Annotated in this window: 15 protein-coding genes and 1 riboswitch; of the genes, 10 read left to right on the top strand and 5 right to left on the bottom strand. The window is 48.7% G+C overall.

Going from position 1 to position 15884, the window contains the following annotated elements; all coding sequences use genetic code 11:
* Positions 1–239: 239 nt before the first annotated feature.
* From KNQ07_RS14390 to KNQ07_RS14380, 3 genes are all read right to left on the bottom strand, one after another.
* Positions 240–2282: a putative bifunctional diguanylate cyclase/phosphodiesterase gene (locus KNQ07_RS14390; protein ID WP_214767475.1), complete on the bottom strand. Its 2043-nt coding sequence runs from the start codon at positions 2280–2282 to the stop codon at positions 240–242.
* 195 nt (positions 2283–2477) lie between these two features.
* Positions 2478–3236, bottom strand: a complete 759-nt coding sequence (locus KNQ07_RS14385) for an anti-sigma factor (protein WP_188004708.1) — start codon at positions 3234–3236, stop codon at positions 2478–2480.
* Positions 3236–3781: an RNA polymerase sigma factor gene (locus tag KNQ07_RS14380; protein ID WP_012371398.1), complete on the bottom strand. Its 546-nt coding sequence runs from the start codon at positions 3779–3781 to the stop codon at positions 3236–3238. The genes KNQ07_RS14385 and KNQ07_RS14380 overlap by 1 nt, the downstream gene beginning before the upstream one ends.
* Before the next feature lie 228 nt (positions 3782–4009).
* Here KNQ07_RS14380 and KNQ07_RS14375 point away from each other — a divergent pair, with 228 nt between their 5' ends.
* From KNQ07_RS14375 to KNQ07_RS14360, 4 genes are all read left to right on the top strand, one after another.
* On the top strand, positions 4010–4273 hold the full coding sequence (locus KNQ07_RS14375; RefSeq protein WP_012371399.1) for a metal-sensitive transcriptional regulator: 264 nt from the start codon (positions 4010–4012) through the stop codon (positions 4271–4273).
* 148 nt (positions 4274–4421) lie between these two features.
* On the top strand, positions 4422–4946 hold the full coding sequence (locus tag KNQ07_RS14370) for a YceI family protein (protein ID WP_131502291.1): 525 nt from the start codon (positions 4422–4424) through the stop codon (positions 4944–4946).
* A gap of 36 nt (positions 4947–4982) precedes the next feature.
* On the top strand, positions 4983–5786 hold the full coding sequence (locus tag KNQ07_RS14365; protein WP_214767472.1) for an SMP-30/gluconolactonase/LRE family protein: 804 nt from the start codon (positions 4983–4985) through the stop codon (positions 5784–5786).
* 102 nt (positions 5787–5888) lie between these two features.
* Positions 5889–6617, top strand: a complete 729-nt coding sequence (locus tag KNQ07_RS14360) for an MBL fold metallo-hydrolase (RefSeq protein ID WP_214767469.1) — start codon at positions 5889–5891, stop codon at positions 6615–6617.
* Positions 6618–6718: 101 nt separating this feature from the next.
* Here the strand turns inward: KNQ07_RS14360 and KNQ07_RS14355 are convergent, their stop codons facing one another.
* Positions 6719–8329, bottom strand: coding sequence for an alpha-glucosidase (locus KNQ07_RS14355; protein ID WP_214767466.1), 1611 nt, complete (start codon positions 8327–8329; stop codon positions 6719–6721).
* A 176-nt stretch (positions 8330–8505) separates the two neighbouring features.
* Here KNQ07_RS14355 and tnpB point away from each other — a divergent pair, with 176 nt between their 5' ends.
* The 5 genes from tnpB to KNQ07_RS14330 all read left to right on the top strand — a co-directional run bounded on the left by tnpB (position 8506) and on the right by KNQ07_RS14330 (position 13799).
* Complete coding sequence (gene tnpB, locus KNQ07_RS14350) at positions 8506–9681, top strand: IS200/IS605 family element RNA-guided endonuclease TnpB (RefSeq protein WP_214767462.1); 1176 nt, start codon at positions 8506–8508, stop codon at positions 9679–9681.
* A gap of 162 nt (positions 9682–9843) precedes the next feature.
* Positions 9844–11031: an aminotransferase class I/II-fold pyridoxal phosphate-dependent enzyme gene (locus KNQ07_RS14345; protein ID WP_012371404.1), complete on the top strand. Its 1188-nt coding sequence runs from the start codon at positions 9844–9846 to the stop codon at positions 11029–11031.
* Between the two features lie 62 nt (positions 11032–11093).
* Positions 11094–11197: riboswitch (SAM riboswitch) on the top strand.
* A gap of 83 nt (positions 11198–11280) precedes the next feature.
* Positions 11281–12294, top strand: a complete 1014-nt coding sequence (locus KNQ07_RS14340) for a methionine ABC transporter ATP-binding protein (RefSeq protein WP_214767459.1) — start codon at positions 11281–11283, stop codon at positions 12292–12294.
* Positions 12284–12949 (top strand): methionine ABC transporter permease, encoded by a 666-nt coding sequence (locus KNQ07_RS14335; RefSeq protein ID WP_214767456.1) that lies wholly within the window; start codon positions 12284–12286, stop codon positions 12947–12949. The genes KNQ07_RS14340 and KNQ07_RS14335 overlap by 11 nt, the downstream gene beginning before the upstream one ends.
* Positions 12950–12983: 34 nt before the next feature.
* Positions 12984–13799 (top strand): MetQ/NlpA family ABC transporter substrate-binding protein, encoded by an 816-nt coding sequence (locus KNQ07_RS14330; RefSeq protein WP_214767453.1) that lies wholly within the window; start codon positions 12984–12986, stop codon positions 13797–13799.
* A gap of 408 nt (positions 13800–14207) precedes the next feature.
* Here the strand turns inward: KNQ07_RS14330 and KNQ07_RS14325 are convergent, their stop codons facing one another.
* Positions 14208–15086 (bottom strand): CAP domain-containing protein, encoded by an 879-nt coding sequence (locus tag KNQ07_RS14325; protein ID WP_214767450.1) that lies wholly within the window; start codon positions 15084–15086, stop codon positions 14208–14210.
* Positions 15087–15444: 358 nt separating this feature from the next.
* On the opposite strand from KNQ07_RS14325, the gene KNQ07_RS14320 reads away from it, so the two are divergent.
* Positions 15445–15801: a hypothetical protein gene (locus tag KNQ07_RS14320; RefSeq protein ID WP_012371409.1), complete on the top strand. Its 357-nt coding sequence runs from the start codon at positions 15445–15447 to the stop codon at positions 15799–15801.
* Positions 15802–15884 lie beyond the last annotated feature (83 nt).

The following is a 15884-nucleotide window of genomic DNA, read 5'->3' as shown; positions in this document are numbered from 1 at the left end:
GCTTCCCTTGTGGAAAGCTGCCTTTGTAGTGTGATGGACAGACAGGTACTGGATTGAGTAGAGAGCTGAGCAACCATCGAAATGTACGGCGATTCTGTCTGCATCTTGCACAAGTCGAACAAATTCCTGCCCGGAATTCGTTCACGAAGCCATTGCGTCCCCCATGATCGCACACATATTCCTCGTGTGCTTATCCAGTATACGTAAAAAGACACGGATTGGATTGAACGGATGTGCTGTCAGCCCACATCCAGGACAGTTCGTTCAATCGTCTGCTGGTCGAGATCCTTGACCTTGACCGGACGGCTGTAATAATAACCCTGCCCATAGTCACATCCGAGTCGTTTCAGGAATTCATGCTGCTCAAGCGTCTCGACGCCTTCCGCCACCACTTCAATCCCAAGACTCTTCGCCAACTGGATGATCATTTCGGTAATCGCCGTTCCCCGCTCATCATGCGGTACTTCATCAATGAATGATTTATCAATCTTCAAGATATCAATCGGTAAATGCTTTAAATGCGTCAGCGAGGACAGTCCTGTCCCGAAGTCATCGAGCGCAATCGTCAAACTCAATTGCTTCAATTCTCCGAGCATCAATAAGGCCCGCTCCAGATTTTCCATGACGGATGTCTCCGTAATTTCCAGTTGAAGTTGCAATTCTCCGCCGTTCTTCAACGAATGATGAACGATTTCCTTGATCATCAAATTATGCGATTCCGACCGGAAATGCATCGCTGACAGGTTGACGGAGACTTGACGGATGAAGTGATCCTCTTCCCGCCAGACTTCCATTTGCTTAACAGTTTCCTGCAGTACCCACTGGGTCAGCCGATGGATCAGACTGTACTTTTCAGCGAGCGGAATGAATTCCGCCGGTGAAATGAAACCGAATTTCGGATGATTCCAGCGAATCAGGACTTCCGCCTGCTCGACCTTGCCTGTTGCCAGCGCAATTTTCGGTTGATAGACGAGATTAAACTCTTTAAAGTCCGTCATGGCCCGACGGAGGGAACCGACGATTTGTTGTTCCCGGCGATCCGAATGGAGCAGTTCATCGTAGATGACAAAACGGTCCCGTCCTTCATTTTTCCCTGCACGCAGGGCGCTTTCCATTTGACCAATCCGCATTTCCAGTGTATCCGTAATATTCGGAACGATGATGCCGATGGTCGCAGTCAAATGAATCTCCTGCCCGTCGAGAAAAATCGGTTGCCGGATTGCTTCCAGGACATCCGTGAAGGCCTCTTCGAGCAGATCGGGATGGATGTTTTGAATCAGGAAAAATTGGGTTCCATTGTAACGGATACAAGCTTCATCTTCTTGAAGTAACGCTTTGATCCGGTCCGAGAATTGCCGAATGACGATGTCTCCCTGATCAAAGCCGAATGTATCATTGATCCATTTGTACCCGTCCAGATCGAGCAACGCCATCGTCATCCGCTTTTTCGTCCGGCTGTATTGTCCGTCGACTTTTGACATATGATGATCCAGCCAACGGCGATTGTGCAATCCGGTCAAATGATCCGTATATGCCATCATCTGTAAGGCCCGCCGTTCAAGATGAATATACAGTCCGACGATCAACAGAACGATTAAAAAGATTGGAACTGCCACGTCGCTTAAGATATTTGATGTGACGGGGCTGGCTGAGACGTCCACTCCCGAAGCACCGGGAACACAAAACGTCGTCCCGAGCATTCCGACATAGTGCATCGTTGAAATACCAAACCCCATTAAGATGGCAACGGGAATCAAAATTCGTTTTTTATCGACATGCCGTGTCATATACAGCAACAGGAGAGCGACATAAGCGACCGTGATGGCAATCACAATCGATAACGTGAATAACGCCGCATCATAGCGGACATCCCCATCGAACTGCATCGCAACCATACCAAGATAATGCATCATGGCGATTCCCGTCCCCATTAACGTTCCGGCGATGATGACTTTTCTTCGCGTCAACTCTGAATAATATAAAAGATAAAAGGCAATCCAGGCAGCCGTCACGGCGGGTATGATCGACAAAAACATCAGCACCCAATCGTATTTGACCGGTACCGCCAGCTCAAATGCGCCCATCCCAACGAAGTGCATGCCCCAAATCGATAGTCCCATCGTCAAGGAGGAGACGAACAATGCTCTTTTCTTTAAAGATACGGCTTTTGCCAACCGGCGATTTAATTCAAGTGAGGCATAGGATCCGACAATGGCCACGATGACCGATAGGATGACCAATGTCTCTTCGTAATGTTTCGTTAAGGTGATCCATTCATTCATGATAAGTGCCTCTCTTTTTTGACTGACATTCCTATTAGTATCGTCTGCTTACCGGTATTTTTTCAGTCTTCTGAAGAAATTTCATTAGAATGCGTGTGCTTTTTTCTAAAAGAGGCGGATATACTCGAAAAACGAACAAAAAAAGGGATGCTGTTGATATCGCATCCCTTACTGTTATCTCTCATTCACTGATTGTTATAACGCGACGGAAGCCACGACTTCGCCGGTCGGTTTTTCTAAATCCGGTTCAGGTTCGACTGTGATGGCGACCGCATCAATTGTTCCGTCTCCTTTGATCGGGAAGACAGCTGCCGCTTCCCCGTCCTGTTCGATGACCCCGTTCGCACGAGGCGTATCACCTTGAATCGTCCACAGTTGATACAACTCACCCTTCTTCAGCGGCGGTAAATCTTTCAGTTGGACAAGCATGAATTCCTGATCATCTTTTGTAAAAATCATGCTTGACCCCTTAATTGAGGCCGTACTTTCAAAGTTGCCCATTCCTTTGACTTCGTCCATCGCAAACTCTTCCGCCGGAGAAGACTCGTCTTGCGACAAGAAGTAGGCGTTGGCACCAAGTGACAGGATCAAGGCGGCTGCGATACTCATCAACCATCCGAGCGGCACAGACCGTTTTTTCTCTTTCTTCGATCGTACTGCGTCGAGGTCAGACAAGTGCGTCTCCTCTACAGCCGGTTTTTCAACTGCTGCTTGCACCGGTTTTTGTCCTTGTTTCGTCGATCCAAGGACTTCACCGAGAATTCTTGACTTCATGCCGGTTGGTATCGGTCGTTCCGGAAGTGATTCCGCGATGGGCAGCATCAAGTCTTGCATCTCTTGGAGCGCCTGTTTGCAGTCATCACAAGTCGCCAAGTGTGCCTCGAACGCGTCGCGATCGGCAGCTGATAATGTTCCGTTGAAGTAATCGATTAAATCATGACAACGTTCTTCCATCAACGTTCCCTCCCGTCTAGTAATTTCCGGAGTGCCTGGATAGCACTCCTTATTCTGGTTTTCACCGTTCCAAGCGGTAAATTAAGCTGATCTGAAATTTGTTGTTGTGTCAGACCTTTAAAATAAACGAGTTCAATTAACTCTTGTTGATCGGGTTTCAGTTCATTGACGGCATCGCGGACTTCCGTCGCTGTTTCCCGCTGCATGACCGTCCGTTCGACCGGTTCATCATATCCGCCGTCCCGCTCCTCGACTTCAATCGTCGGTTGGCGTTTCTCGCGTCTCAGACAGTCGAGCGCTGCATTGCGGGTAATCGTTAATATCCAAGAGGAGAACTTTCCTTTATCGGTATTAAAATCGACCCGTCCGTTCCAAATCTTCATCCAGACTTCCTGGATGACTTCTTCTGATAAACGATCATTGTTCGTAAAGCGATGAGCGAATGAGAACAACAGTCTTTCATACTTGTCATACAGTACTTCGAGAGCTTGTTCATCTCCACTGCGCATCTGATGATAAAGCGATTCATCGGATTGAGTATGCATCCTTCTCCTCCTTGGTGATCAGTCAGCCTTATCATATAGTATACGCAAGCTGACGCAAAATCGTTTTAGTTTTTCACTTTATTTCATTTTTTTGTCCACCACATCCATATTCCCTATTCCACTGAAAAATATAGCTGAAAAAAGCGGTTAGATTGACAGCAATACCGTGATGGGCATAGCATAAAGGTATCGAACAGACGGATTGCATCTTAGAATGGAGGAAAATGAATGGATTACGATCGTAAAATGAAGAACCGGGTCAGCCGGATCGAAGGACAACTTCGCGGTATCTTGCGAATGATGGAAGAAGGACAGGATTGCCGTGATGTCATCACGCAACTGTCGGCTGCCCGCTCCGCCATTGACCGGACGATTGGTGTCGTCGTCAGCTCCAATCTGATCGAGTGTGTCAAAGAAGCCGAACAATCCGGCGAAGGACAGACGGAGGAATTGGTTAAGGAAGCCGTTAACTTGCTGGTAAAAAGCCGCTAATCGATTCCTTGGAATCGTTGATAGTCTTGCTCTGCTTGGATGCGGTGCAAGACTTATTTTTGTTTCCGCTGTATGTTTTGGAATCGAGATAAAAAGGAACAATAAAAGGCATGACGAAAAGTGACTTGAACATGAGGAGGAACCGAATATGGCTACGTATCAACTCGATCAGGACCACAGCTCCATCACATTCTCAGTCAAACACATGATGATTTCAAAGGTTAAAGGAGAGTTTCGTGACTTTACCTTCGATGTCAGTGGAGAAGCACATGATTTGGAAAACGCTTCTGCTGTCGTAACGATTCCGGTCGCTACGATAGACACACGCAGTGCGGACCGCGATACACATTTGAAATCAGCTGATTTCTTCGATGTCGAGCAGTATCCGAACATTACTTACCGTGTGACTTCGTTTAAAAAACACTCCGGTGACGAATATGAAGTGACCGGTGATTTGACGATTAAGGATGTTACGCGGACAGAAACGTTTAAGGTCGAGTATGAAGGCAGCGGTGTTGATCCTTGGGGTAATACACGTTCCGGTTTTGAAGTCGACGGGAAGATCAAACGGGAAGACTACAATCTCACCTGGAACGTCGCGCTCGAAGCCGGAGGTGTTCTGGTCGGCAGTGATGTGAAGTTCCAATTGCACCTCGAGTTCATTCACGGGTAATTATTAGAGATCATAGTAGATGTAGGGGGAAATCAGATGACAGTTTCACTTTTTATTGATGTTGCATGTAAGACCGGGGAGTCGCCCGTCTATGACGCTAAAACCAAACGATTTTATTTCGTCGATATTCCGGGCAAGCTTCTTTTTTCATATGATTTAACGACAGAGGCTTTAAAACCGTACCAAGTACCAAGTGCCATCACCTCGATCGCTTTGACGGATGCGCCGGATTTCCTTCGTGTCACGTCGGCACATGGTTTCGGAACGTTTGATTTAAAGGAAGGACACCTCTCACTGGAAACCCAATTGACGCTTCCTGACTCCGACCGGATGAATGACGGGAAACTTGATCCATCGGGTCAGTATGTGGCCGGAAGTATCAATGAAGAGGACGGCGAGACCGCTTCCCTCTATCGTCTGCGTCATGACGGTTCCGTCGATGTCCTCCTCGAAAACTTAACGAACTCGAACGGACTCGTTTGGTCCGAGGACGGTAAGACACTCTATCACATCGATACGCCGACGAAAAAAGTCTATGCCTTCGACTATGCTGCGGATCAACCGTTGACAAACCGCCGGGTGGCCATCGACTTAGAGGACGAAGACGGTTTCCCGGATGGTATGACCAAAGACACGGAAGGTCATGTCTTCATCGCCCATTATGCCGGATCATGCTTAACACGCTGGAATCTTGAAACCGGTGAAAAACTCGCCCAGATTGATTTCCCGGTTTCGAACCCGACTTGTCCGATTCTGTACGAAGACCGTCTACTGGTCACGACAGCAGCAGACGGGGACGATTCCGAACATGCCGGAGCCGTTTTCGAAGTGACGTATTAACACATTTGCTCCCTCACGAGAGGGAGTTTTTTTGTAGACGTCTGTACTAAAACAGGCGATACTAAAACAGAAGTGTATATTATGACGAGGGAGTGTAATCGGATGCATATTTCGACGATCGAACGACTTCATCAACTGCAAACAACGCCGTCCTTCTTCCCGGTCAACTGTTACTTATTTGAAGAAGCGGACAGCCTCACCCTGATTGATACGGGGATTTCACTGAATTCCAAAGCGATTTATTCCGTCATCAAGTCGTTTGACAAACCGTTACAGTCCATCATCCTGACTCATGCACATGCCGATCACGTCGGATCCCTTGATTTTTTAGCAAGTGCTTTCCCGCTTGCCGAAGTCTCGATCAGTTACCGGGATGCGGCTCTCCTCAGCGGGGATGAGTCGTTGCGCGAAGGCGAGACGACACCGCTGAAAGGCGGCATTCCAAAAAACATCAAAACCCGTCCGGACCGGTTGCTCGAAAGCGGTCAACAGATCGGCAGTTTAAGTGTCATTGCTTCTCCGGGACACACACCGGGTTCCATCTCCCTGTGGCATGAAGGCAGTCGGACGTTGATTGCCGGTGACGCCTTCCAAACCCAAGGTGGTCTGGCGGTTTCGGGGGACACGCGTTGGCAGTTCCCCTTCCCGTCACTTGCGACCTGGGATAAGGAAGTCGCCCTCCAATCGGCACATCAGTTGACGGAATTGACACCGGACGTCCTGGCAGTCGGTCACGGACCGCTCGTCGTCGCACCAAGCTTCGATATGCGCCAGGCAGTCGACCGGTTCGAACAGCTCTTATCCTCGAAAAAGCGCAACGGCTATACGTAAAAAAATCAGCTGGTTCAAAAAAATCCGGACATTTCCTGCTCCTCATTTAGAAATGAAGAGTAGAAGATGTCCGGATTTTTTCTGTTGACCGTCGCCGCCAGTTAAGGCATCTCATATTGGTACAATCGGGCTTCGTACGGTGCCAATCGATTGATGTCCGCGGTCTCATAATTCGTCAGAATCAACTGTTCTTCCGGTAAACCAAACGTCGTCGTCACCGGTTCATCATGGACGTTCAAGACGATCCGCCAAACCACTCCGCCCAGGACCCGTTCATAGACATACAGGTACGGATCCTGAATCGCCAGATCACGATAACCTCCGTAAACCATGACCGGATGAGTCTTCCGTAAATCAATCAGTTGCCGGTAAAACACCAGCACGGAATGCGGATCCTGTTCCGCTGTTTCGACGTTGATGTCACGGTAGTTCGGATTGACCGTCATCCATGGCGTCGCTGCGGTGAATCCGGCTGCTTTGCCGGTATTCCACTGCATCGGTGTCCGTGAATTATCTCGCGCCCGCAACTGCATCGAGGACAGGACGGTTCCGGGTGATTCGCCGGCGGCAATCCGTTCGGCGTATTGATTCCGAAATGCGACGTCCTGATAAGACTCGGGATCAGAAAAACGAATGCCGGTCATGCCGATTTCTTCACCCTGATAAATGTACGGGATGCCCGGTAACGTGTGCAGCATCAAGCCCAGTAGCTTGGCACTTTCGACACGATACCGTTCGCTTCCGAACCGGGTCACCTGACGGGTGTGGTCATGGTTATTCAAAAACTGTGACGCGACTCCGCTCGGATAAAGCGCTTCGTACCAACGCTTCTGGATTTGTTTGAAGCGCGGTAAATCCATCGTCTCCATGTCATCCGCGACTTCGAAGTGAAACAGCGTCCGCAACTCATTCCGTTCCTCACCGACATACAGTAACCCGTCTTCCGGGCCGACGAACGGAATCTCACCGACGGTAAAGAGATCGGTTCCCGCCAGTACTTCCTGGTGCATCTCCTGCAAGAATTCATGAATGCCCGGCTGGTTCCCTAAGTAGGATAAATTCAGAGGATCTGCGACATCATCATACGTCGCCCGTTTCTTGATCAGGTTGATGACATCCATCCTAAAGCCGTCGATTCCTTTCTCGGCCCACCACCGCATCATCGTATACACAGCCTGCCGGACTGCAGGATGTTCCCAGTTCAAGTCCGGTTGCTCCGATGCAAAGGAATGGAAGTAATACTGCTGGCGTGTCTCATCCCACGTCCAAGGGCTCGGCGCAAAATACGACCGCCAATTGTTCGGCGGCGTTCCTTTGACCCCGTCCCGCCAAATGTACCAATCGGCTTTCTCGTTTGTCCGACTGCTGCGGGATTCTTTAAACCACGTATGTTGATCACTCGTATGATTGACGACCAAATCAAGAATCAGTTTCAGTCCCCGTTCATGGGCGGACGCAATCAGTTCTTCCAGATCCGACATCGTTCCCGCCTTCGGCATAATCGAGTAATAATCCGAAATGTCGTATCCGTTATCGACATCCGGTGATGTATAACAGGGATTTAACCAGATGACATCGACACCAAGGGAAGCGATGTAATCGAGTTTTTCAATTACTCCGCGTAAATCGCCCATCCCGTCTCCGTTCGAATCTTTAAAACTGCGCCAATACACTTGATAGACAACGGCTTCTTTCCACCAGGCCCGATTCATCCCATCATCTCCTTTGTGATTCAATCGTATTCTAGTTCAGTGTATCAAAAACACGAAAGCCATCGGTTCTTTTTCCCAAAATTAGGCGAGAATACTCCCACTTCTAAACGAAGTGAAAGTGGGAGATGAATCGCCAGCCTGTCTTTCGGGTATATTCCCTTCAAAGGAGGTGAAAAATGGTGTTGAAGCACAAGGCCTACAAATTCAGAATCTATCCGACAAAAGAGCAGGAAATCCTGATCGCGAAGACGATTGGCTGTTCGCGTTTCGTCTTCAACCACTTCCTGGCGAAGTGGGATGAAACGTACAAGACCACTGGAAAAGGACTGTCCTACGGCTCTTGTTCCAAAGAAATTCCCTTGTTGAAGCAGGAATTCGACTGGTTGAAAGAAGTCGATAGTACATCTGTTCAAACGAGCGTCAAATACCTTGCCGATGCGTTTGACCGCTTCTTCAAGAAGCAGAATGAACGCCCTCGATTCAAGTCGAAGCGAAACCCCGTCCAGTCGTACAAGACCAACATACAGGGCAAGTCTCAACTTCCTGAAGTCTCGATTGTGTGCAAAAAGCTCAAACTTCCTAAGCTGAAATGGGTACGTTTCGCCTATTCGAAACAGATCACAGGCCGTATCTTAAATGCCACGATTAGACGCCACGCTTCAGGTAAGTATTTCGTTTCCCTGCTCGTCGAGCAGAAAATCCACGAAATGCCGAAAACCAGTTCGTCCATCGGCGTCGATGTCGGACTCAAAAACTTCGCCACCCTGTCGGACGGAACGATGTACAAGAACGATCGTTACTTCCAAACACTTGAGAAGAAACTGGTACGCGAACAGCGTAAGCTCTCCAGTCGTCAACGCGTCGCTCTGAATAAAAAAGTCAAGCTTTCCGAGGCGAGGAACTATCAGAAGCAGAAGCGAAAGGTTGCCCGTATCCACGAGAAGATTGCCAACAAGCGCACTGACTTCCTGCACAAGGTATCGACTGAGATCGTCAAAAACCACGACGTCATCGGCATCGAGACCTTGCAGGTGAAGAACATGCAGAAGAATCGCAAGTTAAGCAAAGCCATCTCAGACGTCAGTTGGTCGGAGTTCTTCCGCATGCTCAAATACAAGGCGGACTGGTATGGGAAAACCGTCGTGAAGGTCGGAAAGACCTTCGCATCAAGTCAACTCTGCTCGAGTTGCGGTCATCAACACAAGGACGTGAAACATCTAGGCTTGCGAGAATGGAAATGTCCGAATTGTGGGATCCACCATAATCGTGATGTGAACGCAGGATTGAATCTCAAACGAGAAGCTGAACGTATCTTAGCTTCTTCAACCGTCGGGACGACGGGGTTAGCCTGATCAATTTTCGACCGTTAGGTCGGATAACTCAGGAATCCTCCACCTCTAAGCGAAGCGAAGGTGGAGGTAGTTCAACAATTATCAGCAATTATTAAAAAACTCTTTTCTTTTTTCTGAAAATTCGTTATCCTTGACGACAATACCCAACAAGGAGGAAGACAGATGAAACATTTCGCCCCATCTATTGCGATTGATCGGTTACCCGCTCCGGTCTTTGCCGAGCTCGCCCAGCGGATCGGTGCCGTCAAGGCTGCCGGTCATGACGTCATCACGCTTGGTCAGGGAACACCGGATCAGACGACACCCGTACATATTCTGGATGCCTTGAAAGAAGCGATCAATGACGCTTCAAACCTCCAGTACCCGCCGTTTCGCGGACACGATTTCCTCAAACAGGCTGTCGCGGATTTTTATCAGTCAGAGTTTGGCGTAAACATCGATCCGGCCTCTGAAGTCGCCATTTTGCTCGGCAGCAAAGCCGGTATCGTCGCTTTACCGCAAACGATCGTCAATCCCGGTGAAGGTGTCATTGTTCCTGATCCCGGATACCCGGATTACTTATCCGGCGCCGCCCTTGCCGGAGCTTACCCGATCACATTGCCGCTCCTTGCGGAAAATGCCTTTTTACCTGACTACACGTTACTTGATACGACAGATGTCGAACGGGCCCGGATGTTGTTCCTCAACTACCCGAGCAATCCGACCGGGGCGACGGCAACAGCGGAAGCCTTCGAGCAAACGGTTTCCTTCGCTGATGCGAACGACATTTGCGTCGTCCACGACCTCGCCTACGGCGGAATCAGCTTCGACGGTCCGACCCGCAGTTTCCTCCAGACGGAAGGCGCAAAAGACGTCGGAATCGAACTGTTTTCATTATCGAAACGTTTTAACATGTCCGGTTTCCGAATCGCCTTCGCCATCGGGAATCCGTCCGTCATCGCAAGTATCGAGACGTACCAGGAACACTTATACGTCAGTGCTTTCACACCGATTCAACAGGCAGCAACCGTCGCTCTTTCAAGCGATCAGACGTGTGTCCGCGAACTGAGCGCTCTGTATGAAGCCCGGCGTGATGCCTTGTTCGGAAAGTTACAGGAAATCGGTTGGGACGGACCGATCCCGGGCGGTTCGTTCTTCGTCTGGTTGCCGGTCCCGTCCGGCTACACGTCCCAAAGCTTTACCGATCACCTGCTCGACGAAGCGCATGTCGCCGTCACACCGGGACATTTCTTCGGCGAATACGGGGAAGGTTACGTCCGGATCAGTCTGATTGCCGACGCCGAACGATTGGTCGAAGCGGCAGAACGGATTGGTCAATTGAATCTGTTTCGTCAGACCGTTGCGGAATAATTCTGAAAAAACGTTTGACAAATGGGAATGATTTCCGTTACAGTAAGTCCCAACAGCATATCTACTTATCGAGAGCGACCGAGGGATTAGGCCCAACGACGTCCGGCAACCACCTTTAAGGAACGGTGCCACATCCTACAGAATGTTTCATTCTGAGAGATAAGTTACGAAATCTTACACTTCGTCGCTTTTTTCTGGTTGCTCTTAACTGGAAAAAAGCGATTTTTTTGTATAGGGAGGAAACGACAGATGATTGAATTTAAAGGGATCACCAAACGGTTCGTTCGTGACCGGACACCAATCTTTGCATTACGCGACGTCAATTTAACGATTCAACAAGGTGAAATCTTTGGCATCATCGGTGAATCCGGTGCCGGAAAAAGCACCCTGCTCCGTCTGATCAATGGACTGGAGACACCGACACAAGGAACGGTTAAAGTATCGGGTATCAATCTGTCGGATCTCTCAAAAGGCAGCTTACGCGAACTGCGATTGAACATCGGGATGATTTTTCAACACTTTCAACTGATTCAATCCCGGAATGTCGCCGACAATATCGCCTTCGCTTTAAAGGCTGCCGGCGTCAAACGGACTGACTTCCCACAACGGATTAAAGAGCTCGTCTCCCTAGTAGGGCTTGAAGGCTTCGAGACGAATTTCCCGAGTCAGCTCAGCGGCGGTCAAAAGCAACGGGTCGGGATTGCCCGTGCCCTTGCGAATAATCCGAGCGTCCTGTTATGTGACGAAGCCACGTCCGCTCTTGATCCGGTCACGACGCTGCAAATTCTCGAACTGCTGAAAGACTTGAATGAACGGCTTGGCCTGACGATCATTCTCATTACCCATGAAATCGATGTCGTCAAACAGATTTGTCACCGGGTTGCCGTCATGGCGCAAGGTGAAGTCGTTGAAGTCGCCCGTACATACGACCTGTTCAGTCAGCCGGCACATGATGTCACGAAACATTATGTCGATACGGCACTCCAGATCGAGTTACCGGAACGGATCTTGCGAACGACACCGGGAAAAATTATCCGCCTGCAATTCACAGGTGAAAAGACCGGTGAAAGTACGTTATCGGAAGCAATTAAACAGTTTGATATTTCCGTCAGCATCCTCCACGGTAAGGTCGACTATATCCAGAACGTCGCTTTCGGAGTGCTGATTGTCAGTTTGACCGGTCCGACCCTTCACGTGAACCGTTCCTTGACGTGGCTCGAAGAACAACTTCACACGCTTGAGGTGATCCAGGATGTGGCTTGAACGCATTGAAATCATGTTACCGGAGCTTGCGAAAGCGTTAGGTGAGACCGCCTTAATGGTCGGAATTTCACTGGGCTTTGCTCTCATCGTCGGCATTCCACTCGGGATTTTGTTGTTCATCACGGACCGCGGATTGTTTTTCCAGAACGTCTTCGTTCGCAGCATCTTGGACTTTTTCGTTAATATCGTCCGTTCGTTACCGTTCATCATCCTGCTCGTCGCGTTGATTCCATTGACACAATTATTACTCGATAACACGATTGGTCCGACAGCGGCTTCCGTCAGTCTGAGTGTCGCTGCCATCCCGTTTCTCGCCCGGCTCGTCGAGACATCGCTCCGTGAGATTCCACCGGGATTGATTGAAGCAGCGGAAGCATGCGGCGCGACACCGGTGCGGATCATCCTGAGCGCCCTTTTACCGGAAGCCCTTCCCGGCATTATTCAAGCCGTCACCTTAACGACGATCAGCCTGATCGGTTTTTCCGCCATGGCGGGTATCGTCGGCGGTGGCGGTGTCGGTGACCTGGCTATCCGCTTCGGCTATTACCGGTACGATAATGTCGTCATGATTGTGACAATCGTCGTCCTCGTCATCATTGTTCAAAGTATTCAAGGGCTCGGCAATGTTCTGGCCCGTCGTGCTGATAAACGGTAACTACAAATAGAGAACTTCAAGGGAGAGAATGAAGATGAAAAAACGTTATGCCTTTTTAGCAACAGGATTACTCGGTGCCGGAATTCTTGCCGGTTGCGGTGACAGCAGTGCCAAAGAAGACAATAAATCGATCAAGATCGGCGCAACGAGCGGTCCCTACAGTGACATGGTCAAAGAAGCAATTCAACCCGGGCTTGAAAAGAAAGGCTACGACGTCGAAATCGTCGAGTTCGGCGATTATATTCAACCGAACATCGCGCTCGGCAGTGGTGATATTGATGCCAACCTGTTCCAACACTCCATCTACCTGAAGACGTTTGCCAAGGAAAAGAACCTCGATCTCAAAGGACTGATCACTGTCCCGACGGCACCGATGGGATTGTACAGCAAATCCTACAAATCGCTGGATGACGTCAAGACAGGAGCGGAAGTCGCGACACCAAACGATCCGACGAACCAGGCCCGGGCACTGAATCTGCTCGCTGACCAAGGTTGGATTGAATTGAAAGCCGACACGGATCCACTGACGGTCTCTGAAAAAGATATCGTCAAGAATCCGAAGAAACTGGTCATCAAACCGCTCGAAGCCGCCCAACTGCCGCGTGCCATCGAAAGTGTCGACATCTCTGCCGTTCCGGGAAACTTTGCGTTAGCCGCGAAATTTGATTTGCTGGATGCACTAGCACTCGAAAAAATGGATGAGCAGTATCGGAATCTGGTCGCCATCAAAACATCGAATGCCGATAAACAACTGGCGAAAGATTTGACGGCTGTCGTCAAATCGGATGACTTTAATAACGTTATCGAAAAATCATTCAAAGGATTCAGTAAACCGGACTGGGCAAACTAACATAACTCTTTTTGTATATCAGTTTATCTAAAAATGATATAAAACCCCTGAAACAGCTGCCTCCCTTTACAAAAAAGAGGTGGAACGATTTCAGGGGTTTTCCATTGAATGATGACTCTTGGAGAAGTCACGTCTTCCGCTCGACTTCTATGGGAAAAGGAAGCTTCGCTTCCGTCAGGAACAGGCGAGACCCGGTCATCAAACAGATGACAGCTAGCTTGCGTTCCGCCCGAGAAAAGCGAGCGAAGAAGACAAGGCTTCGTCAATCAAAAGCCTTCTCTCATTTTTCAAGATAGAATTCAAATCTATGTGGTGCGTCATCCATCTACAGATTGATCCACACAAAAGAACCCCCATTCTGCTTTCGCAAAATCGGGGTGATGCGTACACTTCGTTTTAAATGTTGCTTCAGGGTGTCCGGAAATTAATCGTAAAGTACGGTGCATTGTCACGGAACGCGACACCGGTATCCGCCTGTTCGAAGGTCTTGTTCATGATGTTATCGCGGTGTCCTTTGGAGTTCATCAAGCCCCAGTGCGCTGCAAAGACATTCGGATAGCCCATCGACAGATTTTCTCCGGCTGCCGAAAAGCGAATTCCGTTTTCTTTCATCCGGTCAAACGGATCACGTCCTTCCGGATCGGTATGAGAGAAGAAATTATTCTTCGCCATGTTTTCGCTGTGTGCCCGCGTGACCGGTTTTAAGGGACTGTACGGTGTCAGCGCTGCGAGCTTATAATCGGCCCGGTCCCAGTTCATCAGACGCAACATCAGCTTCTCATCTGTCGTTCGCAAGGCAGTGGACGCCTTGCCGTAAAATCCGCTTTTCTTCGCTTCGACTTCTTTTGGGATCGCGAGTGTCGCTTTGACTTTATCGCCGTCGTGCTGATCAAAGAAATACGTCACGTACCGGCCATTCTTTTCATAGACGGCGGCATGATCGAGATTCAGCAAATAGTTCGTATTGCCTTTCCGGTACGACTTGACGGCTTTCCAGCCTTTTTTCGCAAGGGTCGATTCCGTGTCCTTATTTAAGACGGCCCCTTGCGTCGTCACACCGTTTTTCGAACGGTACTTTCCGTAATCCTTTCCGTCTTTCGTCAACGCCACGAACTCCTCTGTTGCCGTCCGCCTGACTTCCCAGTCATAACCCGGGTATTCACTTGTATATCGATCAATCAGCGTTCCGCCGCTTTTCGGGTAATCCGCTTCTGCTTGTTCCATCGGGGTATTCTCATAACTGAAGAAAGCGACCGCTGCTACTCCGAGTACTAACCACTTTTTCATGTACCTTTCGCCTCCTCATGTCTTCCATTACCCTAATTTTAAAAGAAATGCGTCTGTTCGAACAGTCTAAGCTGTCGTTTCAAGTGAAATCACACGATTCCCTGTTCCGCTTCACAGTTTTGACACATCTCAGATTTTTTGTGCAAAAGAGGTCTGACGTCTTTATTTATCGCATTCTCACACCATTATCATACATAAAATAAACTATTCTTTCCCTGTTGTTAAAATGTGTGAACATTCTTTTATTTTTATTCCCTTTAAATGTTGTTGCCGTTCCTGAAAACCCTCGCTATCATTAGAATTCGTAAGGAAAAAATAAGGAAATTTTATATAATATTCACTTCCAAAGGAGTATGCCATGATTCTACTTTATTTTATCTATGAATCGATTACGTTTTTACCGATTCAACAGTATCTGTTTTCCGGATGGCTCATTTTAGTTTTGTTGACTGTCTCATTCAGTCTCGCTAATGCCCATGAAGAAGTCCATATCAGTCAACGGTTCGGTTTCGAACTCCTTGTTCCGGGTGTCGGTCATCTGTTACGCAAACAATTTCTTCCCGGTCTTGCCATTATCCTGTTATTGATCATCATTCATTTTACGTACATGTTCCGTGTCATCCCGTTAAACCTCGCGTTACTGCTTACCCTCACGATTAGTCTGCTGTCCTTTTTCTCTCTCTTTATCCGAATACACAAAAAAGCGGACAATTAGACTGACCTAGCAATATGAGACACATATAAAACACCTTGATTAGGCTGCCAGTACACCGTATTTTTTCGGTGTCAGGTAGCCTA

Origin of the sequence: Exiguobacterium sp. s145, from assembly GCF_018618835.1 — a bacterium.
GTDB lineage: Bacteria > Bacillota > Bacilli > Exiguobacteriales > Exiguobacteriaceae > Exiguobacterium_A > Exiguobacterium_A artemiae.
The sequence above is the reverse complement of the archived record's forward strand: the minus strand, read 5'-3'. Positions and strand labels throughout refer to the sequence as shown.